Raw genomic sequence first — 23,452 nt, forward strand, 5'->3', positions numbered from 1 at the left:
ATACCTATGTGGAACTCGTAACACTCTGCGATTTAGCAGTCGTGTCGCTTTCGGTATCACCGCCGCTGATAACCACCATGTCAAGAATAGTTTTGAGTCCGTAGCCGGCGTAAAGGCTACCTACGACAGCCATTGGAAGCAGGTATCTAGGGGCCAGGTATAGGATGGCAAGGAGACACAAATACGGAATCGTAGCAAACAGCGGGAAGAGTCGCTTATCGCTCGATTGTACCACAAGAACGACGAGTGCAACGAAAACGCCAGTGTATAGCCCTGCAATCATCCCTGTCGAAGCCCCGGTTAGCCCCTTCCCGACAGTTAGCTCACGGTGTACGAATGCAGCGGCGATGACAATAGCGCTAATAAGCGGTAAGAGGCGGGCGTACCGAACCCGTGGCAGGAGAGCGATTACTCCGATAATAAAGAGCATCGGTAGAATGGGATTCACAAGTGGGGATTCGAAATACGGAACACCCCAATGGAGAAAGTGAGGCGCATAGAATTGGAGATTCCGGACTGTGTGTTCAACCGGTGCTTGCGACAAGCCGACAAAGAAGCCGGTGGAGAACAGCGAAGGCATTGATACGAGCGTCCGAATGGCAATTACGGGTGAGTTCCCCGATGGGAGCTGATAAAGAAGTATGGTTCCAACGAGTCCCAGCAGTGGACCAAGTACGAAGACGTGCCGAAACCTGTTTTCAGAGAACACGTAGAGTCCAGCGAGTGGAGCGAGGATGAGAAACAGGTACTCTAGACGCATAAATAGCACAATCACTCCAATGGCCGCTCCGGCTGCATACCTTCGACTGACGAGGAAGTACAGGCTGAGAGTGAAGAAACAAACAGCAATCGGCTCTGTGTAAGCCCACCACGAGAAGTTGATGTGGAGCGGCGTAACTGCGAGGACGAATCCGGCGGCTTGCCCTGCCCGACGAGAATCAAACAATACAGTGGCTGTTCGACCGGCGAGCCACACCGTCGCCAACGACGCTGCAAACGACGCGAGGTTACCGCCCATCTGGCCAAAGAGACCAAGAAACAGCGCCATGATGGCTTCTACACCGATGTGACCCGAGATGACGATCTGCCCTTCAAGCAGGTCGAGTGCTCTGCCAACGTAGATCGAAGAATCGTCGTGGACGGGCTTCAATACCGTGTACGGGAGCCGAACGAGTATGCTGACGACCAGGATCCCGAACCATACTCGACTTCGACAGAGGAGGGCTGCACCGCTGAAGAGAATAAGGAGGGTGAGTACGAGCGAAACCAAAGTAAGCACCGCTGTCAAACCCCACGTAGCGAGAATCATGACAACACCTGTCGTCACTCCGGCTCCCACCGCCATCAAAGCGCTATGGCGCATTCACTAGCGTTTCGGATATCGTCGTATAAACTCTATCGGAAGATATTATCTCCTGTGTTGTTATCTTCGACATACCTCAGAAGCCCCAACAGGGGAGAGACCCGGTATCATCACCACCTCTGCTTGAGGGAAGGCTAATCGCGGATTTCTCAAAGCCACCACCCATTGGAGGTAAATAGCAATGTGTCTTGATTCATGGGTAGTGTTTAGTTTGGAGCATTGTGCCAGCGAGCGAAGCTTTGGAGCCAATTTTCGGCTGTTTCCGGTTCGACGTGGCTGAAGCAGTGTGAAAACGACGAGGTTCGACACTTCAGTTCTCGAAAAATCCGTTCGATAGCGTTCCGATTTCCGTGGCGACACATCCGAAATCGGAGTCCAGCTCGTTGAAGTTCGGTTTGGAGGTGTTGAGCGCCATCGACGAGAAAGACGGCAGTTTCGACATTGTGTTTGTGCCGAAGTTCGCGCAGGAAAATTTCTGTGAGGGTGGTCGTAGTCGTCGCAAACAGCCGGACGTGAAGCAGTTCGTTCGATTGCGGATCGGCGGCGGCGTACAGCCAGAATTGCTGATCGTTGATGCGAATCACTGTTTCGTCGAGTGAAATCTGATTCGGTGATTTACCCGAGTCTGGCTGTAGATCGGCTTTCTGCACCCAATCGTGAATCGCTTTTCGACTCCGTTGGACACCCAGTGCTTCGAGCAATTCGACGGTATTCGACAGTGAAAGTCCCGCAACGTGCGATTGAATACCCAACGCCATCGCCCGCTCGGGTGTCCGCTCACGCTCCACAAAATCCAAATCAATCCAGTCTCTATGTCCGCTGAGGCGGGTGATTTCTGCCATAGACCAGCAAGAAATCCGTCCGCCTCACTTTTCACGCTTAACTAAACACGACCGATTCATGCAGACGACTAAAATTACTGCATTGATCTCGAAAAGCCCGCAGAACGCGCACATTGCGTTGTAACACTCGTTCGCTTCCCGATAACCTGGAGCGAATGCCCTCGAGCGAGACGATGGTATGCTCATCATACTTGATACATGCTGTGTAGACGTACTAACACGGTTGCAGATGAACGCCCGACTCTGTCAGACATCGATTCGGCCAAATATACAATGCGTGCCGTGAGTGACCATGACTGCACATGATGGAGACGAGTACAAGCCCGAGTCCGAACTGAAGGCGACTGACGAGCAAGATAACACGAACGCAGTTGAACGAAAGGAGGCGACCGAACATCTGCGAGACCTCGGTTACCTGTGAGAGGGGTCGCACTAAGTGGAGTCAGTCCGGCCAATCTTCTTTTGACTAGTTCGTGTAACCCAGGCTTTGGAGTCGCTCTTTGACAACATCCTTTTCGACTTCTTCGACGCTGTTCTTCGACGATTCGGCGGTCACGTCTCGTCGCTCGCCCTGTTCGTGAACGAGCCACGGCACACGTACGAGTTCGTCAACGTATGTTCCGTGCGGGTGCCCCCAGCCCGAAACCGGCACCGGGAATAATCTCTCGCCCAGTAGCTCTCCATGGTCTGCAGAAACAACTGTCCTTCCGTCAAGTCCTTTAACCAGATCAGCTACGTGGGGAATAGTAATGTCAACGTTCCGACGGTACGCCTCCCGCAGTGTTGAGGCGTCTACTGGTAACTCTCCACTGATGAACTGCCGATATATGTTCTTATCAGTTCTCAGTTCTTCAGTCGGTCGATCGAGGAAAGGAGTGTGTGGTTGGATATAATGCACCAGTAGCCGCTTGTTCGGGTATCGCTCGGCGGCCTGAAGTGCGTGCTCTGTGGTCGTTTCGGGGCGCACGACCTGCCGTCCCTTATCGTACCATACGTTCGAATCATCGCTCCAGATGTTGATGACATCGTGAAACGTCGTGTTGAGTTCGTCTTCGAACCGGTGGTACTGCGGCGTTGCAGTAACATAAACCGTATCCCGCAAGTCACGGTCCGTAAAGTTCGCTCGGAGAAATTCGTACGTCTGTGATCCTCTTGAAATCCGGGACTCTAGATTACCGGGCAGTTCGTCCTGGTCTGCGAGGGCATCGTACCGACAGGCGTCAAGAAGGACAAGCGAATCCCAGTCCTCTTCAAAGATATCGATTCCGTCAGGGTTGGAGTCTATGGTGTAAAACCGTTTGTGATAGAGTCGATTGACTCGGAGGAGCCACTCGTGTAATCGGTCACGGAACGTTGACTTGTACGTCATTACCTCTCCGTTGAAACACTGCAATCAACAATTATAGCTATGATGGTCTCCCCTGAGGCATAAGTAACTGTCTCACCCTCATGATATAGTATCTGATACAAAGTCCAACAGCAGTGCGGCGGTTAGTGTAGAACCCAATAGCATGACAGACTCCGACATTAGTAGGCTTGATCGTGTCTCCGAGACGCGCATCGGATGAAGTCTAGTAAATTGGGTCACACTTCCGGGTGTGAACGAGAGCATCATAAGCGGAATTGCAAGTATCCCAAACGCAATATTGGCATCTGACTGGCGTAAGCGATGCTCGTCAGGCTCAGACCGGCCAAGATCGTCGGGACCAGCAACCTGAGGAAGTCGCGAAGCCGAAAGAGAATACCGAACAGCATTCAAAAGGTTTGGGGCTAAGTATGCTACTTCGGCACGATAGTTCACTTGAAAGGCCTGATCGTTCACTGTGAATATCGTGCGGATTGTTCGTAGATTAGTCGTTTGACAGTGAAATTTCGGCAATTCTTTAGTCGGCTCGTGGCAACGTAGACTCGTGACTGAGCCGTATCGTGTCCTCCATCTTATCACCCGGTTTCTCGATGGTGGGGCGGAGAAGAGCGTCGAAGACATCCTCTCGGCGCTTCGGACTGCGCCAGAGCAGTACGACCTACGAGTCGGTGTCGGTGCGGAGTACGATCCCGCGCGACTGGATGCTCTCCGCGAGACGGGAACCGACGTAGCTGTGTTCCGGACGATTAGACACTACAACCCAGTGACTGCACTTCCGGCAGTTCTATACGTCGCACGCTATCTCCAGAGCGAGCAGATAGATATCCTCCACACGCATAGCACGGAGGCTGGTGTGATTGGCCGCTGGGCGAGCGTCCTTGCTGATGTACCAGTCACTGTCCACAGCGTCCACGGTGACCCAATTGCAAGCGACCGGAACCCGCTATTGAACGCCATGCTCTACGTTGTCGAGCGAGTGAGTGCGCCGCTGAGCGACCGTATAGTTACGAATTCGCGCCGAGTTCGTGATACCTATCTTGAGCGCGGGTTCGGCCATTCGGACCAGTACGAGGTCATCTACGACGGTCTAGACCTAGATGCGTATCGTGTTCCGGACCGCTGGGACGACTTGCTACCTGCCGATGAACCAGTTTCGCTGCTTTTTGTCGGTCGGTTGACGGATGGCAAGGGACTATTTGATCTGGTAGAGGCAGTCGATCAGGTCGCCGAAAGGCATTCGATTGAGCTGGATATTGCAGGTGACGGAGAAAACCGAGAAGAACTACAAGATGCAGTCAAGCGACGTGGGCTCGAAGACAGTATCTCATTTCTCGGGTATTGCGATGATATTCCCCGTCTCCTCGCCTCGGCTGATATCTTCGTACTCCCCTCGTATCGTGAAGGGATGCCCCGTGTCATTACTGAAGCCCGTGCCGCAGGGTTGCCGATCGTCTCTACGGCCGTGGCAGGAATCCCTGAACAGGTATCGCACGGTGAAACCGGATTTTTAGTGGAGCCGGGGGACGTTTCAGAACTGAGCGCGCGTATCGAGCAACTCGTCGCATCCCCGTCGCTCCGACGTGAGATGAGCGAACGAACTACCGCCGATCTGAATCGGTTTGATATCGAAAGGATGCAGCAATCGTACCGATCGCTCTACTGTGATTTGCTAGATAGTATGTCTTGATATATTGTCGCCACCTCTCCGATCATCCTGTCGACCGCAAATTCTCGGTCGAGTCGTTCTCTCCCAGCTTTGCCCATCGATTCGGCCATTTCTGGATTCTCAAGCAGAGTTGAGATGGCATCGGCAAACTTCGACTCGTCCATAGGTGGACATAGCAGTCCCGTCTCGCCGTCTGCGACCACTTCTGGGATGGCACTGACTTCGGATGCAACGACGGGGGTCTGGGCGGCCATTGCTTCGAGAAAAACAACACCGAACCCCTCCCAGCGCGATGGTAATGCAAACACGTCGAATGCATGCATAAGCTCGGGAATGTCAGTCCTGAATCCAGAGAAGGTTACGGCGTCCTCGATATTGTGAGTTTCTGCAAGACGTTTCAGGCGGTCTTCTTCCTCACCGCGTCCGACAATGGCGAGGTGTGCGTCTGGCACCCGGTCTCTAACTTGCTCGAACGCGCGTAGGAGCGTCTCAAGATTCTTCTGTTCAGTGAGTCGAGCGACGGTCCCCACGAGTGGTGTATTATCGTCGACAAATTCTCGTCGTACCGATTGGACGTCGCGCTCAGAGACGCCATCGAAGTCCGTTGGTGAGAATCCGTATCGAATCGTCTGAACCCGATTCGGACTGATCTTCGAAGTTTCAAGCAGGTAGTCGCGAACGTGCTCAGAGATTGGGAAAACACGGTCGGTACGAGACAGCGACAGGTCGTGTATTAGTTTGTACGGCTGTTCCTGCCAGTACGGTGGATCGTTGTGCTTCGAGGAGACGATAGCTGGGACTCCAGCGACGGTCGCGGCTGTCGCGCCGTATACGTCGCCGTGAAAGAGGTGGGTGTGAACGAGGTCATAATCGTTTCGCACCATCTCTGTGACGAGCTTGCCGAACCCGAGCGGGTCAAAGTCTGATCGAATACCGATTCGCTCAACAGAGCAGCCCGCTTCCCGGAAGTCGCTCGCGAGCTCGCCATCGCCTTTTAGATACGCTACGGTAACGTCGAACCCACGTGAGGAGAGTCCGTCGAGGAGCATTAGAAGGTGATTCTCTGCTCCGCCGACATCGATGCCGGAAATAACATGCAGAACGTTCGGCGAATCTGTCATTGCCTCTCGTTTATAACGTTCTAACAAAGATGTATTGGCTTCAGTTTGCTCTGGTCCGGAGCCGAGGTTGACCGACTGCGTGCTGATCTCTTTACAGACTGAAATTCGTCTATCGCTGGACTTGTGGAAATACGGGTTTGGCTGGTAGAACACAAAACTCGTTATTTGTAGTGCATATATGTGTGTAGTCCCGAGTCGTACAGTAATCTGAACCGTCGCTCTGCGGTTTTATGTTCCAGTGAGTGAGCGAGCCATTTCCAGTACTTCTGACCGATCTGGCTGGTTCTTCCGGACTCGTGGGAGAACCACGCTGCAGGGGGTTCTCCTTCAGTCGCGATCTTCCACTTTCGTATAGTCAACCCGGGCGCTACTGAAACCAATCGAGACGATGTTCTGTGGTATATAAGCGATCCTCACTGGCGAAATCGTTGCAGTCACCATACTCCTGCTGAACCTGTCCAGGAGAAGTGATACACTTTCAGATGTCCACCTCACCCCCTTCCGAGGGCCCCACAGCGAATAGAACGATATTTCAAGCGTGACAGACACTGTTCAGCCAACAGTGAAGGAGTCCCTCAATGTATTGCTCGCTCCCGGAATCTTTCCGCCCGATTCTGGGGGGCCGGCGACATTCGTCTCGTCGCTCGGCCGCGAACTCGTCAACCGGGGTCACTCAGTCCGTGTTGTCACGAACGGTCGCGCCTCCTCAGAGTTTGACGACCAGTACCCGTTCAAAGTTGTGCGCATTCCTCGTGGTAATTCCGTCGTCTCCAGATACGCCCGGCAGATTCGAACCCTCGTGGTTGAACTCCGCTCATATGAGCCAGATGTGATGTTGGTGAACGCGTTCGACTTGCAGGCAACGACTGCCGGGCGTATCGTAGGCGTACCGACAGTGTCTAAGATTGTCGGTGACTCGGCGTGGGAGCGGGCCCGCCGGTCCGGGGAAACAGGCAAACAGATAAAATATTTCCAACAATTCACATTCAATCCGAAACTCGAAGGCTGGAAGCTTCTCAGAACGGCACCAGTTCGGCTGGCCGATCACGTTGCCGTGCCAAGCGAGTTCCTCCGCTCACTCGTTACTGGTTGGGGGGTAGATCCTGATGAGACGAGCGTTATTTACAATGCGATAGATATTGACCGACCGTCAGTGGCCGACTCTAATCGACCGCCACGAATCGTGACTGTCGGTCGACTCGTTCCATGGAAAGGGATCGGCGGAATTATTGACGCCTTCCAGCAAACCGACGTGGCCGACGCGGAGTTACACATCGTCGGTGACGGGCCCGAACGAAACGCCCTCGAAGCACGCGCCAGTCAGCAGGGTGTGGGTGATCAAGTTGTCTTCCACGGTCGCATTCCCCATGAGCAGGTTCTTGAGATAGTCTCTCGGAGCCGCGTCTTCGCTTTGAACTCGACTTACGAGGGCCTTCCACATGTCGTCCTCGAAGCAATGGCCTGCGGGACGCCTGTCGTCGCATCCGCAGTATGTGGGACTCCCGAAGTCATCACCGACGGTGAAGACGGCTTCCTGGTCCCACAGGACGACGTCGAATCGTTTTCCAAGCGATTTGAACAATTACTTTCGAAGCCTTCGGTCCGAGACCAGCTCCGAGCGCAAGCGTACAAGCGCCTTGAGAGCCAGTTCGAGCACGAAAAGATGGTTGCCGAATACGAGACGCTTCTTCGAGAGGTAGCTTCCACGAGAGGCTGCCAATAAGACCAATTATGGCCAAGATACAATACGTGGCAAATGCACGCCTTCCGAGCCGGCGGGCACACGCCTATCAGATCGTCCAGATGTGTGACGCGCTTGCCGAGAACGGCCACGAGGTCGAACTCATTGTACCCGAACGTGTACAGCCGGACGACGCTCCCGATTCAATGGAGGAGTACTTTGACTCGCCACTCAATTTCAAGACAACGCGACTTCCGTGCCTCGATTTTCTCGGTAGCAGCTCTCACCAACTGTCCCTCCGCTTTGCGTTCTACCTCCAGTCGATTACGTTCACGCTCGCTGCGCTCGCGTACACACTCCGGTCCGACCGAGACTGGCTGTATTCCCGTGCGCTCCTGTTCGCCGTCCTCGGAGCACCATTGTTCGGGAATTCGCTTGCAGTCGAACTACACCGCCGACCCTCGAGAGACCGAGTCGCAGCATTTCTTGGGTATGCATTGCAGCACACTCGCGGTGTCGTCGTCATCAGTAAGGGCCTTCGAGACGAGTGGCAGTCGTTCACTAATGCGCCGATGCTTGTCGCACCGGATGGTGTACGCCTTGAGCGGTTCACAATCAAGAGCTCGAAGTCGTCGCTTCGAACCGAACTATCGCTCCCAGACGGTGAGTTAGTCTGTTACACTGGTAGCCTTAAACCATGGAAAGGCGTCGATACGCTGGTCGAAGCAGCTAAAAATGTACCTGAAGTGACTATCTGCCTCGTGGGCGGTACGGCCGATCAGCAGAACCGACTTGAGACTGCTGTGGAGACAATACCAGACAACGTTGAGATGGTTGGACACGTTCACCCAGATCAGGTTCCAAAGTATCTCGCAGCCAGCGATGCGCTCATCCTCCCGAACACAGCTGAAAGAGAGATCTCACGCCGCTACACCTCGCCGCTCAAACTGTTCGAGTACATGGCGGCAGGGCGGCCGATAATCGCCACCGATATCCCGTCGCTGAGAGAGGTGTTGAACGACTCCAGTGCCTATTTTGCACTACCTGACAGCTCCGGTTCGCTCGCGGACTCGATACGTCAGGTGTTGGATGATCCGGACGCGAGCAAGGCCGCACGCCACGCTCGGGAAAATGTGAAACAGTACACATGGAAACACCGAGCTGAAAACATTGTAGAATTCCTACAAGCGGGTGCCTGATCATGCATGTTCTGATGATTACGCAGAAGGTAGACTCGACCGATGATATTCTCGGCTTCACTGTCGATTGGATCAGTGCACTCGCCAAACATATAGAGAAGCTTGACGTGTTGACGAGCTATATCGGCCACTACGACCTCCCCGACAACGTTACGCTTTACAGCTTCGGGAAGGAGAAGGGGTACTCGAAGGCGAGGCGGGTTCTCTCATTCGAGCGACACTGTATCGAGGCTGTACGGCGAGGTGTCGATGCGGTCTTCGCCCACATGATTCCACATTACGTCATTGCAGGCTGGCCTTGGTTCAGGCCGGCAGGAATACCGATTACGCTCTGGTACGCCCACAGTAGCGTTGAGTGGCATCTACAGGTTGCACATCGGCTGGCTGATCGTGTAGTGACCGCTACGGATGGTAGTTTCCGTCTTTTGTCAGATAAACTCTCCGTACTTGGCCACGGTATCGACACCAATACGTTCGTTCCAGATCGTTCGATCACCGACCGGCAACTGGCTCTCGGCGTCGGTCGTCTTGATCCGGTAAAACGGTTCGAGACACTCATCACTGCTATCGAGATACTTGATAACCGCGGCATCAGTGCGAAACTGGATATAGTTGGCGCACCATCGAGTGACGAGGCTTACGTTAGAGAATTATACGAGACAGTGGATTCTCAAGGGTTGACCGACTCGGTTGAGTTCGTCGGCTCTGTCCCGCACGACGAAGTCGTCCAGAGGTACCAGCGTGCAGGTGTCTTCTTGAACGACAGTAGTACCGGCAGCCTCGATAAGACGGAAGTCGAAGCAATGGCGTCTGGAACTCCAGTCATTTCTTCTAATGATTCATACGTAGATATGATTCATGACTCGGATCTCGACGCCTCACGCCTCACGTTCCCAAGTGGCGATCCAGAGGCACTCGCTGATCGTATTGAGGCCATCCTGAAATTGGACGACGCAGAGTATTGTAGCCTCTGTCAGCGGAGTCGGGAAGTTGCCTGTGACCGCCACGACGTACAGGCTCTGATGTCGAAGCTAGCCTCTGTCCTACGAGAAACCTGCGATGGCGGCTAAATCACTCTTATTATCCCAACGATGCAGGTGTATGTTCTACCCCGATTAAACGGGAATCGCCGGAGGATATCCCAGTCAGGGAGTGTCGATATCCTAAGTAAAGTGACATTCTGATGGGTCAGTTCTTCGACCCGGAACTCGTGACTCTCAAGCAGACTTGACAGTGAGAGCGGGTCAACGAACCGGACATGGTCGCCGGCTTCGAGGTACGTCTTATACTCACCGACGAATCCCGCGCCGAGTATGCGTCGCCCTCAACGGTTTGCTCTATCTATTTGATGCGAGAAATTCCAAAATCTAATGTATTCATTCTCCACATATTCCGTCCTGCAGGAACTCGACGTACTCTTCAGTCAGTCGCTCGGCGTCAAATCGTCCCATCAAGTGTTCTCGCGCCCGAGTTCCCATCTGTTGTCGTACGGTCGCGTCTTCAATCAACTCACAGACCCGCTGAGCGAGTGTTTCCACGTCGTCAGCGACGAAGCCAGTCTCGCCGTCAACAATGTTATCGATTGCCCCTGCAAACGGTGTCGCGACGACCGGTGTCTCGTTCATTCCGGCTTCGACGACGACCCGAGAAGTCCCTTCATAATCAGAGGTTATTAAAAACACGTCTGCAAGGCCGTAGTATTCTGCGAGGCGGTCGGTCTCTACCCATCCCGGAAACCGAAAGCTATCCTCTATACCGAGATCGGTGACCTGCTGTTGTATGTTTTCGGACTGGGGACCGTCCCCGACCATGACGAATATTGGTGCCCTGTTAACAGCTTCGTGAACCTTTGTGGCAACTTCAAGCCACTTGTTCAAATTCTTTTGTCCGGTGAAGCGGCCCGCAAAGAAGATGACGGGTCGATCATCAAAGCCGAAGGCCGACCGCAGTTCAGTCACCGACCGTTCACCACCGTCCACGACCCCATCAAAGTCCATCCGAACCGGGGCAACCGAAACCGTAGTCGAGTCCTTGACGACCGAACGAACCTTGTTACGTTCGTGTTCAGTTCCAACTCGAACCGCATCAGCACGCTTCAATACCGTTCTGCCAAGCGCTTCCGCCAACGGATTTTTCACCGACTGCCAGCGCCACTTCGGATTAGATATGAAATCGGCGTGAACCTGCACCCGTAGCGACGCATTGAACTGTTGTGCGAGCGCGAGTCCCACGACGCCGGTCGAGAACGGATCCTGTGTCGTCACGCAATCAGGTTCCCGCTCCTTGGCGAGCGCGCACCCGATTCGATAGGCGTCTATCGGGAAGCAGTACCGTGTCGTTGAATTCGTTGGAAGCAGCCGTAGCGCCCCATCCCGAATCTGCGTTTCGTGTCCCGTATCGGTTTTGACCACGATACTATAGCTGTCAAAATACTTGGCATACCTTTGCTGTCGCTTGCGAGCATCGTTCTCCGACAGCATAATCGACTCATCTAAACTTATTGAAAGTACGTGCATGCGTTCGGTCCAAGGACAGTACTATCGGAATAGGCCGCGCGAATAAGTACATGTTGGTTATACGCTAATAAATTGGCGAATGAGCTTCCACTCTTGCTCACGGACGAATCCTGTGGCATAGAGCGCCACGAAGTACGTGGCAGCGCCGACGGCGACAGCGGCGAATGTCGTTGGTACACCAGCTATCCACGGTTCTACGAGTACTACGGCTGCCGCCATCACAGTGAGTGAAAAACAGAGCTTCCAGACCGTCGCGAAACTCGGACGTGGCAGTTCAATAATCGTGGATTGATATTTGAGTGAAATTGCTAGCACAATAAGATTCTCTACGAGATACCCGGCTGAGACGATAACAAGTGAGTCGAAGATGAAAGATCCAAGTAGTACGAGTGAAAGGAGGCCGGCTGTGGACAAAATATTGATATATGTTTCAAGATCACTCCTATTTGTGGCCACATGTAGCGAACCCGTTATGCTGTTGATCGATTGGACGCCGAATCCGGCGAGCAAAAGCCAAATCACAGCGTCGGCCAGTACATACTCCGGACCAAATACGTGGCGAATGATCTCAGCACCGAGAAGCCACCCGCCGACGACCGCGGGGAAAACGAGAGTCCCCATTACGCGGTAGTACTGGTGTATAAGTCCATCAAGCGACTGTCCTTTGGAGAGTGCTGTCGATATTTTCGGCAGGAGCATCTCTGAAAACGGCCTACTCAATAGGCGAAACGACATGGCGAGAGTGAACACAACTGACCAACTACCAAAGGTTCCGATCCCGAACGCGCTGATAATGAGGAACTGAGGAGCAATCCCCCTTACTTTCTTGACAAGTGATCGCGGAATTAGTGGCGCTGAGATCCGACGGTACTCCTGTACCAGCGTCTCAAAGTCGGGCTTCGCATGGAGTTCGTCATGGATGGTCACGAAGATAATAGCGACGGCTAACATACTTGCACCTACGTAGGCCGAAATCGCCGTCACAATCGTGAGCTGACCGACCGCAACGAGCGCGGCGAGCGCTCCCAGAAACGTTATCTCGTACAGGAATTTGACACCACTGTACATCGCAAACTCGTCCAGACCCTTGCATACGGTAAGGCCGTACTGGTACAGCGACTTCGATGCCACGAGTAACATGGCCAACCAAAGGTTAGCGGCCACAAACTCTTGGAGCCGACTCGAAACCTCGGTCAATAGCCCTAGCTCCGTCAAGAAAACGAGTCCGACGAGCGAGATTGCGGTCAAAGCGATCGTACATACGGTGACTGCCACCGTCAGCGACCTCTGTCGCGGTCTCTCGAGTCGTGGAAGTTGGTCGAGGAGAAGCGGCTGGAGGTTCATTACACCCCGAACGAATGTCAACAGTGAGACCACGACGAACGCTGATCGATAGAGACCGTAGTCAGATGAGACCAGTGCCCGTGTAAGAAGCGGGACTGTGACAAATGACGCAATCTGCGAGAAGACTTCGGCGAACGACACCCAACGCAAGTCGCGGATGAAATCCGATACCATTGAGACTATTCAGAGTACCCGAGTTCGGCCAGTTTCTTCTTCACCTCGTCCATCTCTCCATGTTCCGATCGGTCCTCGATTAGTGTCTGCTGGAAATCTTTGAATCCGGTTTCGGGCGGTGACGCTGGCCGGATACCGGACTCGTAGAGATCGGTCCGGGCGATCCCGTGTGCGTTGGGCGGAACGACACCCACGAACTGGTTTAGTGCCGACGGCGAGGGACGATACTTCCGACAATCTTTCCGGGAGAAGTTCCGGAAGTCGAACATCCCGATGCTGTTGGGGTCGCTCCCACAGGCCATCGCAGGCCACGCCGCTCCGGTTATCGAAGGTGTGGTACTCTTGAGAGATACTGAAACACCCCCTTGCATGAGCCGTTCGAGTGTCGGAAGTGAAACCGAGTCCGAACTGAGAATGCTGAAGTCCGCGGCATCCACTCCGGGAATCAGCAATTCACTAACTGCCATTACCGTTAGCACTGGTCGCCGGCGAAAATACGTTCCGGAACCGTATCCGTTTCCAAAACCTATATTTTGACACTTCGTATCCTTTCTGACAATGCACATCTGCGTCTTCTCCGACTACTTTCCCCCTCACTCAGCGGGCGGTGCCGGCAAAATAGCGGGCCGGTTAGCGCAAGAGTACGCCGAAAGTGGTCATCAGGTCAGCGTCGTTACCACTTCGCCGTCTCCAGACCAGTCTACGTATACATATGAGAACGTTCGCGTCCACGTTATAGAGAGCGATGTTTCCTCTCAACTGCGAGCATACCTCGGGATCTACAACCCAAAAACCGTACCGGAGGTGGCAGACATCCTAGACAGGCTGTCACCCGACGTGGTTCACGCTCACAACGTCCACGAGAATCTTTCGTATCACAGTCTCAAGTTGGCGAAGGACAGATCGATACCGGTCGTCCTCACGCTCCACGACGCAATGAGTTTCGAGTACGGTAAATTGGTTGACTTTGTCGATCAAGTACCGGAGAATCCAGACCAGATTCCCAAGGAGGTGTATCAAGTAAGTCCAATACGACAACTGCTCCGAAATCGAACTCAGTACTTCCCGCTTCGGAACGTCTTCAATCGGAAATATATTAATGGGACTGTAGACAAGCGGGTCGCGGTGAGCAACGAACTCAGACGCGCGCTAACCGCGAACAAAATCCAACCGGTGCAGGTGATCCGAAACGGAATTTCAGTTGAAGACTTCACCTCCGCGGGAACCGGGGCAAAGTTCCGAAGGAAATACGGACTCGGGAATTCGCCCATCATCCTGTTTGGTGGTCGAGTCGGGTATATGAAGGGTTCTCAGCATCTTTCACAAGCATTCAGAGTTATCGTGAATGAGTGTGAGGATGCGGTCCTTCTGGTTACAGGTCACGCAGACACAGTAGTAGAGGATATGCGAGACATCGTATCACCACATGGAGACGCTATTGTCTCCACTGGTTGGCTGGAGAATTCAGATGTTGCTGCGGCGTATGACGCGGCGACGGTCGTCGCAACGCCGTCTCTCTACCTAGATCCACTCCCGACAATGAATTTAGAGGCAATGGCGTCAGGAACTGCCGTAGTGACGTCCTGCTTTGGAGGGTCTAAGGAGATGGTTAAGTCCGGCGAGACAGGATTTGTTGTGGATCCACGCGACACCGACCAACTAGCGAACCGACTGTTAGAGCTGGTCACAGACCAGAAGAAGGCTGAGCGGATGGGTGATGCGGGTCGTGAGCGTGTCCGGAGGCAGTTTGACTTGAGCCGGCAGGCGGGTAAATACATTGACCTGCTACGGTCGGTTCAGTAGTTGCGTCCGAAGTACGAGATGGTCTGGCGAAGCCCTTCGTTCAGCGACACATTCGGCTCCCAGTCAAGCAGTTCCTTTGCCTTCGAGATGTCAGGGCGTCGTCGCTCAGGGTCGTCTTCAGGCAGTGAGTCGAACGTAAGGTCACTGTCCGTATCACAGAGTTCCAGTATACGGTCGGCCAAGGTCCGAATCGTGATCTCGTTTTCTCTGCCGATGTTGACCACTTCGCCGTCAATATCTGGCTGGTCCATCAAAGCCCTGAGACCGCTCACCATGTCTGTTACGTAACAGAAACTCCGGGTCTGTGTACCATCACCGTAGATGGTAAGATCTTCTCCGTCGAGAGCCTGCGTGACGAATGTGGGAACCACTCGACCGTCGTCGGCTCGCATCCTGGGACCGTATGTATTGAAGATTCGTGCGGTCCGGACATCAATGTCATAACGCTCCTCGTATGCGACGGTCAGCGTCTCGCCGAAACGCTTCGACTCGTCATAACAGCCGCGTGGACCTCTTATATTGACATTTCCGGTGTAGCTCTCGGGCTGAGGATGGACCTCCGGGTTGCCGTATACTTCACTTGTGCTTGCATACACCATCCGAGCATCGTGCTTGACCGCGTAGTCGAGTAGATTGCGTGTCCCCTCAGTGTTTGTCAACGCGATCTGTACTGGAAACTCAGTGAAGTCCGTCGGTGAAGCACGCGACGCAAGGTGGTACACGCGGTCAGCAGCGGGTAGCCCTAGCGGTTCGCGGATATCGGCCTCAATAAGCATGAACCGCGGATGGTCCTCAAGGTGTGCGATGTTCTCGCGACGTCCACTGCCAAAGTTATCGATGCAGATGACCTCGTGTCCGTCTTCGACCAGTGCCGTACAGAGGTGACTTCCAAGAAAGCCGCCGCCGCCAGCTACCAGCGTTGTCAGCGTCATTAATTGAACCAAGGACAGCGGCAAATGGTGAATCTTTTCGTTATGCCTTCGCTCGGCTAATCCGGCAAGCGACACCAACGATTCTCGTGCTGCCGTCAGTAAACCACACTCCCTGACATAAGATACTATCCAATGCGATATCCGCAGCATGGAACGGCAACAGGTATTTGGGTATATGACTAACTGGTTCCATACAGCATGGATCGCCTTCTTGTTATGACGCCGACCATATCCCCTGACACCGGCTGGGGGCGGTACTCCAAAGCAGTCGTCTCAGGGCTTCGTGACCACTACGAAGTTGACGTCCGAACCGACCTCCCCGATCCACTACCGTTGCGGTCATCGCCTGTTTCTGTTCTCCGGGCGGCTCAACGTATTCGCCGCGCGACAGATGACGTAGACGCCGTCTTCTCACTGGTCGCCTACCCATACTCGCTGATCGCATACCTCGCTACCCGTCGCTCTGACGTGCCGTACTTCGTTTCGTGTCATGGCACATACGCAGTTGAGCCGCTCCACTCGAAGCACAGGCTCCCGGCACGCTTGGCGTTGTCTCAGGCAGCCGTGGCGTTCTGCGTTTCGACGTTTACCGCTGACTGTATTCGGTCCGCTACGGAGCTTCAGAACCTCGTCACAGTCCCTAACGGCGTGACTCCGGTAAACGATCCCCCGCCACCGTTTTCGATCGATCACCGTGTCTTACTGACTGTTGGAGCGTTCAAGCCCCGGAAAGGTCAGCACCTCGCTGCTGAAGCGTTTGTACGTATTGCCGACGACGAACCGGACGTTGACTACCATCTGGTCGGGAGTGGATCAGACACCGAGTACGCAGACGGTGTTCGAAACATCGCGCGTGAGAACGGGCTGAGTGATCGTGTCCATTTTGAGGGGAAGGTTTCGGACGATGAACTTGAGCGGTGGTATGCGACCGCCGAAGCGTTCGTTTTGACACCCCGATACATCAACCATCATTTCGAGGGCTTTGGACTCGTATATCTTGAAGCAAATCGCCATGGAGTCCCAGTTGTTGGAACGGTCGGCACTGGTGCTGAAGACGCAATTGCGGATGGTGTATCAGGCAGGTGTACTCGTCCCAACCCAGACGCTGTCGCGTCAGGACTTCGTGAGGTTCTGCGGAACAGCCAGCAGTTCTCAGAGGGAGCACAGCGTTGGGCCGGTTCGCATACATGGACTCGTACCGTTGAAACGATGGTATCAGTTATCGATCGCCGACTCGCCGAGGGAATTAACCGATGAGCGAATACTTACGAGATACCTTCGAGAGGTGTACATCCCGTATAGGTATCCTGTAAGAGGATACCGAGTATTTTCCACATTGGTGATTTAGCATAGATAATCTCAACCAAGTGCATACCCGGTTGTGTGGTGACAACAGAGCATGACCTCACCGAATCACGATCTCGTCTCCGATCTACATCGATAGAATAAACAATACCTGACATGAGATTTCTCTCGCGGCAAATTCGTGATGTACAGAGAGGACTTACTCAACATGAACGAGAAGCGCTGTGGTCATGAAATGGACAGTCCGCACTGTGGTTGAGGGGTGGCTATCGCACCATTTGGCAAACCGATCAACGACGTCCTGAGCTTCAAAAGCAGTTCTGTCAGTTAGACTACCTGAATACAGAACGCAAGGCCGGTGTCGTCAATGACCGCTCCAGCACGGGATCCATGTGTCAGCATCTCCGTCACGGGGCTGTGTTCATTGGCGATTTGGCCCGACGACTTGAACTCAAGTGGTCGTCCAAGCACATCGCTACAGATTAACTCGGGAAGTATGTCCGTTCCCCGGTCAGTATCAATCTGACTGGGCGGTAATGTTCTGCGTTGAAGCAGTATGATAGCCGTTGTGACCCGGAGTAATCGCGGAGGGAGTGGCGATTGGTGAAAATAGCAGTTGACGCTGGCAGCTTGAGGGTGGGTGCAAGAGGGTGGACCGAATGTAAGGTACAACGGAGAAGATCAAATTAGTCCACTCCATCTACCTTTAGAAAGAGCGCCTGAAGCGTGGTCACTAATCAATTTCGAACAAATCGGGTAACACTTGGTCAGAATAAGGCGGATAAAACAGATTATCTGCTGACCTATCCGAACATCTGGCGCATCATCGGGTGCATCTCCATGAGCTGCTCTTCAGCGATCTCCTCGTACAGCTTGTACGTAATGGAGACCGTCAGCAGCAGCCCGGTACCGGAGACGCCGCCGATGGTTCCCAGCATATTGGCCATCACTGCGAGCAGCCCAACGAGTGCGCCGCCGATAACGGTCACTTGCGGGATATACCGCTCAAGGACCTTCTCGATGACGCCGACGTTCTGTCGGAAGCCGGGGATCTGCATCCCGGAGTTGTGGATCTGCTTGGCCGTCGCCTCCGGGCCCATATCGGTGGTTTCGACCCAGAACACGGCGAAGACGGCGCCACCGACCAGCATAACAGACAGGTCGATGCCGACGCGTGTCAGGATCTGCCAGACCGGTTGGGTGGTTCCTTCGAGCCACCACATCCAGTCGCCACGGCTCTGAACTGGGGCGAGGAAGTAGAACAGGCCGCCAGTGGGCTGACCGTTCGAATACGTCCCGAGGAACGCCGGCATCGAGCCCAGCTGAGCGTCGAGAATCCGGCCCAGAAACTGGATGTTCGCCTGCAACGCCCGGACGAGGATCATCGGCAGGACGCTCGCGTAGATGAGCTTGACCGGGAACCGGCCACGGGCACCTTTCACGCGGGCGTTCGACAGCGGGATCTCGACACGAACGGATTCGGCGTAGACGACCACTGCGAAGATGAGGACCGTCGTGAACAGCCCCAGCAGTTCGCCTTGGAGCAGCACGGTCTGGAGGCCATCAGCGGCCAGCACTGGCCCGGTGCCGCGCTGGCCGGTGATGAACAGGTACCAGGTGTAGATGATCCCTTCACTGTTGCCGATAAACGGCGTCGTCAGGACGCCGCCGATGAGCCGTTGGCTCACGCCGGCGACAATGAACAGGCCGATACCGGAGCCGACACCCCATTTGGAGATGACCTCGTCCATGAACAGGATGAGGACACCGCCGACGAACATCTGGCCGAAGATGAGCCACTGGACACCGGTCGTACCGATACCCAGGGAACTTGCGACCGCCGTGTCTGCCGGGAGGAAGCCGCCAGCAAACACCATCGGGAGCCCGGTGAGACAGATCATTACGAGCACCAGCAGCTTCTGGAGCCCCTGATAGAGGATCTGGTCACGTGGATCGTCTTGGGTGTCTAGCCCGAGCAGGTCCGCCCCACCGAGGAGCTGCAACACGATGGACGCCGTGACGATCGGACCGATACCCAGCTGCAAGATGCTCCCCTGGCCAGAGGCCAGAATCGAGGAGAAGCGCCCGAACACCTGTTGGCTGGCGTCGATGTCCAGCCCGAACAGTTTCACGTTCGTCAGGAAGAAATACAGCAGGAGTACGCCCCCTGTCCAAGTGAGCTTGCGCTTGAACGGGACGTGTCCTTCCGGCCGCTGGACTGCGGGCATCCGGACAAGCAGTGGTTCGGCGGTGTCCTTCCAGCTCATCGTTCGTTATTCCTCGTCCGCGTCCGCGTCTTCGGTTTCTTCGGCCTCGGCCTGGCGCTCCTCGCCGAGGTCGGTTAGTTCGACGCTCCCGCCTGCGGCTTCGACCTTCTCGCGAGCGCCCTCGGAGAAGTCGTCGGCGATGAGCGTGAGTTCGTGGCGAACCTGGCCGGCACCGAGTACCTTCACGTAGTCGGCGTCGTCGGCCTCTTCGACCACATCACGGACATCGACGCGGAAGCCACCGTCTTCGACTTCAGCGACGTCATCGGCAGCCAGCAGCGTGACGTTTTCGTCGATCTCGCGAACGTCGATAGTTGCGGCCTCTTCCTGCACCTTCTGCGGGCGCTTGAAGCCACTCTTGCCGAGCGGTTCGTGGTTGTGGAACTCGTGCTTGTCACGGCCTGCGGCACCGCGACCACCGCGGTGGCCGGCACCACGTCGGTTCTTGTGCGAGCCGCCGCCGTGCGTGCGCGAGCCGCGCTGTCGTTTCTTTTTACTCGTCATTATCGCATCGCCTCCAGGAGTTCGTCGATTCCCTCGGTGTCGTGTTTGCCGAGCTGGCCGCCCTCCTTGACGGGGTGTTTGACGCCGTCGTGGCCGCCGCGTGGCGGGTGCAGACGGAGCGTCGGGGACAGGCCCTGCTCGCGCAGCGTCGTCTCCTCAGAGAGGAGCGCGAACGCGAGCCCGGAGATGTCGTCGTAGTCCGTGTTCTCGGCGACCCACTCGTCGTCCACGTCGGCGTCGCCCTCGAGCGGTTCGGCGCGCGTGGCCAGAACTGTCTCCAGCGTCTCCTGGCTCGGCTCACCGAAGGCGACGAAGTCGTTGACCTTCGTCACCATGCCGCGGTAGGCGTCCGTCTCAGGGACGAGCGTGCAGTGGTTCACGTGGTGGATGTTGAGCATCTCCAGCGTGTCCTGGATGTCGGTGTGCATGTTGACTTCGCCACGGAGCTGGACGAGTGCGTGCATCACTCGATCACCTCTCGTTTCTCGAAGGTTCGTTCGGGGACGCGCGCCTCGGCCGTGTTCTGCAGGGCGTTGAACGTCGCTTTCGCGAAGTTGACCGTGGTGCGCGTGTTCCCGCTACTGCGTGTCCAGATGTCCTCGATGCCGGCGAGTTCGAGCACCTTGCGGACGGTCTCTCCGCCCGCGAGGCCCAGCCCACGCGGGGCCGGCTGCAGCTCGACCTCGACGCTCCCGGCCTTGCCCTCGGTGCGTAGCGCGACCGTGTGCGGACGGCCACAGCCACACTCCCAGGACCCGCAGCCACGGGAGACATCGATGATGTTCAGCTTCGCGATGTCGATGGCTTTCTGGATGGCACCGCCGACCTGATCGTCACGCCCTTCGGCGTAGCCGATGAGACCGTCGCGGTTGCCAACGGCGACCACGCAGCGGAACTTCACGCGGCGGCCGGAGTCTGTCATCCGCTGGACCATGTTGATGTCCAGCACTTCGTCTTCCAGATCGGGAACGAGCTGGTCGACGACTTCCGATTCTTTCAGCGGGAGTCCGGAGTTCAGCGCCTCCTGCATGGAGTCGATCTCGCCCTCGACGACCTGCTTGCCGAGGCGTGTCCGTGGCTCCCATCCGTTGTTAGCACTCATAGTTCGATGTCACCGTCCAGTAGGGTCTCTCGGAGCTCGTCGAAGTGCTCCGGGAGGTCTGCAGCGTCGAAGTCGCCGCTGTACAGCGGCTCGTCGAGCTGCTCGTCGTACTCGGCGATGTGGGCACCGCGCGTGCGCTGCCAGTCGGCGAGTACGTCGTCGTTGTGCGGAATGTCCAGGCCGGCGTCGATTGCGCCTTCCTGTATTGCGAATACTTTGCTTCCGGGGGTCGGGCTGTTGAGTCCGATGTCAAGCACTGCCTCCTCGATGCCCGCTTCCTGCGCGCGAAGCCCGGCGAGTAGGCCGGTGAGGTAGGCCGAGGGCATGTTGCCCGTCGGGGCCTCCCAGCCGTACTCGGCGAGATCGCTCGAGTGAGCGGACGCGAGAGTATCGTCACCGTTGGGGCCAAGCGTCACCAGCTGCGCCCTGACGTGTTTATTGCTCTTTCGAGCAACGAGACGTGGCTTACCGGATTTCAACAGGCGCAACCGCTGATGGTAATCGGTTCTGGCCTCGCGGCGTCGCCGCATCGGTACTTTGTATCGTGGTCCTGTCGCCATTATGCGTCACCGTGGTTTGCGTCGATGTAACGTTCGAGATCGGCAACGCTGTCGAACTCGCCACCGCCGGCCTTGTCGTACAGGTCGCGGTACTGCGAACTCGAAAGCGTTCCCTCGTCACGCAGTTCGCGCAGCTTCATCCGCTGTGCGCGGATGCGTGACTCCCAGTCCTCCTTGGAGTTCTGCCGTGCGCCTGCCTTGCCCTTCCGGGAACCGGCTCCCTTCTGGTGGCCGTACGCACGCTTCTTCTGGCGTTCCCGGGCGCGTCCACGGGAGTTGCCTTTCTTGTCTTTCGCCTGAATGGCGCCCTCATCAACCAGTTCGCGAACGTCCTCGCGGGTGATCGCGTCGGCGATGTCGCCCTGTCGCTCGGGGTTGAACCAGACGCGGTTCTTCCCGACGTCGAGGACGTCAGCCGCGAGTCGCTTCTGTGCAGAGAGATCAGTCATCACTCACTCACCTCGACTTCGACGTAGGTGGGGTTGAGCACGCGGATGCCCGCGTCCTCGGCCTCCTCTTCGATTCGCTCGCGCTTGCGAGCGCCGACCTTCGAGGCGATCCGAACGGCTTCGGTGTCGCCGTCGACGCCTTCGAGGTCGTCCACGTTGTGCACGCGAACCTCCTCGAAGCCGGATGGGTGCTTGCCGCGCACCGCAGTCGGCGAGCGGAAGCCCGCCTGAACCGTGTCGCCCTTGCCCTTGATGCCGCGACGCTGCTTCGAGAGCTGGCCGCGGGGCTTGCGCCACGAGGTCGAGACGCGCTTTTTCTTGTGGTGGTCCTGGCGGTTGAACTGCGGCTTGCCGACCCGGTGTCGCTGGGTCAGTAGTCGCGCTTCCTCGTCGGAGAGGTCCGGCGTCTTCTCGGTGAGCCCGCGGGCCTGGAGTTCCGTCTCCACGTCCTCGTCGGGCGCTTCCTCGCCGCCTTCCTCTTCGACTTCGGCTTCGGTCTCGGACTCGACTTCGAGTCCGCCGACGTCGGCCTTGATTCGGGCCGCCAGCGCGTTCCCGATGCCGCTGACATCGGCGAGCGCGGACTGATCGGCACCGCGAACGTCCTCGACCGACTCGAAGCCGGCCTCGCGGAGCGACTCCGCCTTGGACGGACCGACGCCGCTGATGTCGGTCAGCTCGGTGTACTCTTCCTCTGGCACGTCTTCTTCGTTGTCCGCCATTAGGCGTCACCTCGGTTCGGTTTGCGGGTGATGTACACCCCGTCCTGGAACACGCGCACGTCCTTGTCGTTGATGCGCGTAAGCTGCTCGATGTCGGCAGCGGTCTGGCCGACGGCTTCGATGTCGGGACCGCTGATGGTCAGCTCCTCGCCGTCGATTTCGACGTCCGTGTCGCCGTGGATCGTCGTGCGGCGGGGGGCCTTCTCGCCCAGGAAGTTCTCGATGACGACTTCGTCACCCTCGACGTCGACCTGCATTGGGAAGTGAGAGTAAAAGACCTCCATACCGTACTCCCAGCCCTCGGTCACGCCGTGGAACATGTTCTCGATGTGGCTCTGGAAGGTACCGATCGTCGACATCGTCTTGGCGTTGTCCTCATCGGATTCGATGACGACTGTGTCGCCGTCGACGGACACGTCGATGTCAGGGTACCAGAGCCGACGCGTGACGCTGCCGTTGTCCCCCTCGACAGTGATGTCGAGATGGTCCTGCTCGGCGTCCACGTCCTCCGGAATCTCCAGTTCTACTCGTGGCAT

The 23,452-nt window shown here is 56.0% G+C and carries 23 protein-coding genes and 1 pseudogene; 8 read left to right on the forward strand and 16 right to left on the reverse strand.

The annotated features are described in order from the left end of the window. Positions 1-4: 4 nt before the first annotated feature. Both ACYJ11_RS01430 and ACYJ11_RS01435 read right to left on the reverse strand, forming a co-directional pair. Entirely contained in the window at positions 5-1,363 is a 1,359-nt protein-coding gene (locus ACYJ11_RS01430) for an ArnT family glycosyltransferase (protein WP_461646476.1), read from the reverse strand. Positions 1,364-1,569: 206 nt separating this feature from the next. Continuing rightward, positions 1,570-2,205 (reverse strand): IS6 family transposase, encoded by a 636-nt coding sequence (locus tag ACYJ11_RS01435; RefSeq protein ID WP_461646477.1) that lies wholly within the window; start codon positions 2,203-2,205, stop codon positions 1,570-1,572. Between the two features lie 292 nt (positions 2,206-2,497). On the opposite strand from ACYJ11_RS01435, the gene ACYJ11_RS01440 reads away from it, so the two are divergent. Continuing rightward, positions 2,498-2,626 carry a hypothetical protein gene (locus tag ACYJ11_RS01440; RefSeq protein ID WP_461646478.1) on the forward strand — a complete coding sequence of 43 codons (129 nt, stop codon included), beginning with the start codon at positions 2,498-2,500 and terminating at the stop codon, positions 2,624-2,626. Between the two features lie 45 nt (positions 2,627-2,671). Here the strand turns inward: ACYJ11_RS01440 and ACYJ11_RS01445 are convergent, their stop codons facing one another. Next, the gene (locus tag ACYJ11_RS01445; RefSeq protein ID WP_461646479.1) at positions 2,672-3,574 is read right to left on the reverse strand and encodes an alkaline phosphatase family protein; all 903 of its coding nucleotides are present in this window, start codon (positions 3,572-3,574) and stop codon (positions 2,672-2,674) included. A gap of 541 nt (positions 3,575-4,115) precedes the next feature. Between ACYJ11_RS01445 and ACYJ11_RS01450 the strand changes: the two genes are divergently transcribed. Continuing rightward, positions 4,116-5,258, forward strand: a complete 1,143-nt coding sequence (locus tag ACYJ11_RS01450; protein WP_461646480.1) for a glycosyltransferase family 4 protein — start codon at positions 4,116-4,118, stop codon at positions 5,256-5,258. Here ACYJ11_RS01450 and ACYJ11_RS01455 read toward each other — a convergent pair. Further along, a complete protein-coding gene (locus ACYJ11_RS01455) occupies positions 5,228-6,511 on the reverse strand; it encodes a glycosyltransferase (RefSeq protein WP_461646481.1) in 1,284 nt (427 codons plus the stop codon). The two genes, ACYJ11_RS01450 and ACYJ11_RS01455, sit on opposite strands and share 31 nt — an antisense overlap. Positions 6,512-6,920: 409 nt before the next feature. On the opposite strand from ACYJ11_RS01455, the gene ACYJ11_RS01460 reads away from it, so the two are divergent. Genes ACYJ11_RS01460 through ACYJ11_RS01470 form a run of 3 tightly spaced genes read left to right on the forward strand, consistent with a single transcriptional unit; the run spans position 6,921 to position 10,308 of the window. Beyond that, complete coding sequence (locus ACYJ11_RS01460; RefSeq protein WP_461646482.1) at positions 6,921-8,081, forward strand: glycosyltransferase family 4 protein; 1,161 nt, start codon at positions 6,921-6,923, stop codon at positions 8,079-8,081. Between the two features lie 8 nt (positions 8,082-8,089). Then, the gene (locus ACYJ11_RS01465; RefSeq protein WP_461646483.1) at positions 8,090-9,238 is read left to right on the forward strand and encodes a glycosyltransferase family 4 protein; all 1,149 of its coding nucleotides are present in this window, start codon (positions 8,090-8,092) and stop codon (positions 9,236-9,238) included. A gap of 14 nt (positions 9,239-9,252) precedes the next feature. Beyond that, positions 9,253-10,308: a glycosyltransferase family 4 protein gene (locus ACYJ11_RS01470; RefSeq protein WP_461646484.1), complete on the forward strand. Its 1,056-nt coding sequence runs from the start codon at positions 9,253-9,255 to the stop codon at positions 10,306-10,308. A gap of 306 nt (positions 10,309-10,614) precedes the next feature. Here the strand turns inward: ACYJ11_RS01470 and ACYJ11_RS01475 are convergent, their stop codons facing one another. The 3 genes from ACYJ11_RS01475 to ACYJ11_RS01485 form a co-directional block, all read right to left on the reverse strand. Next, entirely contained in the window at positions 10,615-11,754 is a 1,140-nt protein-coding gene (locus tag ACYJ11_RS01475) for a glycosyltransferase family 4 protein (RefSeq protein ID WP_461646485.1), read from the reverse strand. Between the two features lie 57 nt (positions 11,755-11,811). Next, positions 11,812-13,098 (reverse strand): hypothetical protein, encoded by a 1,287-nt coding sequence (locus tag ACYJ11_RS01480; RefSeq protein ID WP_461646486.1) that lies wholly within the window; start codon positions 13,096-13,098, stop codon positions 11,812-11,814. Between the two features lie 179 nt (positions 13,099-13,277). Beyond that, entirely contained in the window at positions 13,278-13,739 is a 462-nt protein-coding gene (locus ACYJ11_RS01485) for an alkaline phosphatase family protein (protein WP_461646487.1), read from the reverse strand. 91 nt (positions 13,740-13,830) lie between these two features. Here ACYJ11_RS01485 and ACYJ11_RS01490 point away from each other — a divergent pair, with 91 nt between their 5' ends. Beyond that, positions 13,831-15,075, forward strand: a complete 1,245-nt coding sequence (locus ACYJ11_RS01490; protein ID WP_461646488.1) for a glycosyltransferase family 4 protein — start codon at positions 13,831-13,833, stop codon at positions 15,073-15,075. On the opposite strand, the gene ACYJ11_RS01495 is transcribed toward ACYJ11_RS01490, so the two are convergent. Beyond that, a complete protein-coding gene (locus tag ACYJ11_RS01495; protein WP_461646489.1) occupies positions 15,069-16,007 on the reverse strand; it encodes a UDP-glucuronic acid decarboxylase family protein in 939 nt (312 codons plus the stop codon). The two genes, ACYJ11_RS01490 and ACYJ11_RS01495, sit on opposite strands and share 7 nt — an antisense overlap. 216 nt (positions 16,008-16,223) lie before the next feature. On the opposite strand from ACYJ11_RS01495, the pseudogene ACYJ11_RS01500 reads away from it, so the two are divergent. Both ACYJ11_RS01500 and ACYJ11_RS01505 read left to right on the forward strand, forming a co-directional pair. Next, positions 16,224-16,649 (forward strand): annotated as a pseudogene (locus ACYJ11_RS01500) (glycosyltransferase); the annotation flags it as partial. A 6-nt stretch (positions 16,650-16,655) separates the two neighbouring features. Next, positions 16,656-17,264: a glycosyltransferase gene (locus ACYJ11_RS01505; protein WP_461647358.1), complete on the forward strand. Its 609-nt coding sequence runs from the start codon at positions 16,656-16,658 to the stop codon at positions 17,262-17,264. A gap of 851 nt (positions 17,265-18,115) precedes the next feature. Here the strand turns inward: ACYJ11_RS01505 and secY are convergent. From secY to ACYJ11_RS01545, 8 genes are read right to left on the reverse strand one after another with little or no spacing between them, the layout of a single operon-like run. Beyond that, positions 18,116-19,579 (reverse strand): preprotein translocase subunit SecY, encoded by a 1,464-nt coding sequence (gene secY, locus ACYJ11_RS01510; RefSeq protein ID WP_170095650.1) that lies wholly within the window; start codon positions 19,577-19,579, stop codon positions 18,116-18,118. Between the two features lie 6 nt (positions 19,580-19,585). Continuing rightward, positions 19,586-20,083: an uL15m family ribosomal protein gene (locus tag ACYJ11_RS01515; protein WP_170095649.1), complete on the reverse strand. Its 498-nt coding sequence runs from the start codon at positions 20,081-20,083 to the stop codon at positions 19,586-19,588. Further along, complete coding sequence (gene rpmD / locus ACYJ11_RS01520; RefSeq protein ID WP_050036837.1) at positions 20,083-20,547, reverse strand: 50S ribosomal protein L30; 465 nt, start codon at positions 20,545-20,547, stop codon at positions 20,083-20,085. The genes ACYJ11_RS01515 and rpmD overlap by 1 nt, the downstream gene beginning before the upstream one ends. Beyond that, positions 20,547-21,185 (reverse strand): 30S ribosomal protein S5, encoded by a 639-nt coding sequence (locus ACYJ11_RS01525; RefSeq protein ID WP_004957374.1) that lies wholly within the window; start codon positions 21,183-21,185, stop codon positions 20,547-20,549. The genes rpmD and ACYJ11_RS01525 overlap by 1 nt, the downstream gene beginning before the upstream one ends. Continuing rightward, positions 21,182-21,745, reverse strand: coding sequence for a 50S ribosomal protein L18 (locus ACYJ11_RS01530; protein WP_049944128.1), 564 nt, complete (start codon positions 21,743-21,745; stop codon positions 21,182-21,184). The genes ACYJ11_RS01525 and ACYJ11_RS01530 overlap by 4 nt, the downstream gene beginning before the upstream one ends. Then, positions 21,745-22,194, reverse strand: a complete 450-nt coding sequence (locus tag ACYJ11_RS01535; RefSeq protein WP_461646490.1) for a 50S ribosomal protein L19e — start codon at positions 22,192-22,194, stop codon at positions 21,745-21,747. Before ACYJ11_RS01535 ends, ACYJ11_RS01530 begins: the two co-directional genes overlap by 1 nt. Next, entirely contained in the window at positions 22,194-22,916 is a 723-nt protein-coding gene (locus ACYJ11_RS01540; protein ID WP_005538129.1) for a 50S ribosomal protein L32e, read from the reverse strand. The genes ACYJ11_RS01535 and ACYJ11_RS01540 overlap by 1 nt, the downstream gene beginning before the upstream one ends. Next, positions 22,916-23,452, reverse strand: coding sequence for a 50S ribosomal protein L6 (locus ACYJ11_RS01545; protein ID WP_004591564.1), 537 nt, complete (start codon positions 23,450-23,452; stop codon positions 22,916-22,918). The genes ACYJ11_RS01540 and ACYJ11_RS01545 overlap by 1 nt, the downstream gene beginning before the upstream one ends.

This window comes from Haloarcula sp. H-GB5, assembly GCF_054850705.1.

Bases quoted from the DNA above. Each gene is read 5' to 3' on its own strand.
- ACYJ11_RS01480 (WP_461646486.1), bottom strand. From the start codon at position 13,098: ATGAACCTCCAGCCGCTTCTCCTCGACCAACTTCCACGACTCGAGAGA.
- ACYJ11_RS01495 (WP_461646489.1), bottom strand. From the start codon at position 16,007: ATGACGCTGACAACGCTGGTAGCTGGCGGCGGCGGCTTTCTTGGAAGT.
- ACYJ11_RS01470 (WP_461646484.1), top strand. From the start codon at position 9,253: ATGATTACGCAGAAGGTAGACTCGACCGATGATATTCTCGGCTTCACT.
- ACYJ11_RS01430 (WP_461646476.1), bottom strand. From the start codon at position 1,363: ATGCGCCATAGCGCTTTGATGGCGGTGGGAGCCGGAGTGACGACAGGT.
- ACYJ11_RS01435 (WP_461646477.1), bottom strand. From the start codon at position 2,205: ATGGCAGAAATCACCCGCCTCAGCGGACATAGAGACTGGATTGATTTG.
- ACYJ11_RS01490 (WP_461646488.1), top strand. From the start codon at position 13,831: ATGCACATCTGCGTCTTCTCCGACTACTTTCCCCCTCACTCAGCGGGC.
- ACYJ11_RS01465 (WP_461646483.1), top strand. From the start codon at position 8,090: ATGGCCAAGATACAATACGTGGCAAATGCACGCCTTCCGAGCCGGCGG.
- ACYJ11_RS01440 (WP_461646478.1), top strand. From the start codon at position 2,498: ATGACTGCACATGATGGAGACGAGTACAAGCCCGAGTCCGAACTGAAG.
- ACYJ11_RS01485 (WP_461646487.1), bottom strand. From the start codon at position 13,739: ATGGCAGTTAGTGAATTGCTGATTCCCGGAGTGGATGCCGCGGACTTC.
- rpmD (WP_050036837.1), bottom strand. From the start codon at position 20,547: ATGCACGCACTCGTCCAGCTCCGTGGCGAAGTCAACATGCACACCGAC.
- ACYJ11_RS01525 (WP_004957374.1), bottom strand. From the start codon at position 21,185: ATGAGTGCTAACAACGGATGGGAGCCACGGACACGCCTCGGCAAGCAG.
- ACYJ11_RS01515 (WP_170095649.1), bottom strand. From the start codon at position 20,083: ATGACGAGTAAAAAGAAACGACAGCGCGGCTCGCGCACGCACGGCGGC.
- secY (WP_170095650.1), bottom strand. From the start codon at position 19,579: ATGAGCTGGAAGGACACCGCCGAACCACTGCTTGTCCGGATGCCCGCA.
- ACYJ11_RS01540 (WP_005538129.1), bottom strand. From the start codon at position 22,916: ATGGCGGACAACGAAGAAGACGTGCCAGAGGAAGAGTACACCGAGCTG.
- ACYJ11_RS01535 (WP_461646490.1), bottom strand. From the start codon at position 22,194: ATGACTGATCTCTCTGCACAGAAGCGACTCGCGGCTGACGTCCTCGAC.
- ACYJ11_RS01445 (WP_461646479.1), bottom strand. From the start codon at position 3,574: ATGACGTACAAGTCAACGTTCCGTGACCGATTACACGAGTGGCTCCTC.
- ACYJ11_RS01545 (WP_004591564.1), bottom strand. From the start codon at position 23,452: ATGCCACGAGTAGAACTGGAGATTCCGGAGGACGTGGACGCCGAGCAG.
- ACYJ11_RS01530 (WP_049944128.1), bottom strand. From the start codon at position 21,745: ATGGCGACAGGACCACGATACAAAGTACCGATGCGGCGACGCCGCGAG.
- ACYJ11_RS01475 (WP_461646485.1), bottom strand. From the start codon at position 11,754: ATGCACGTACTTTCAATAAGTTTAGATGAGTCGATTATGCTGTCGGAG.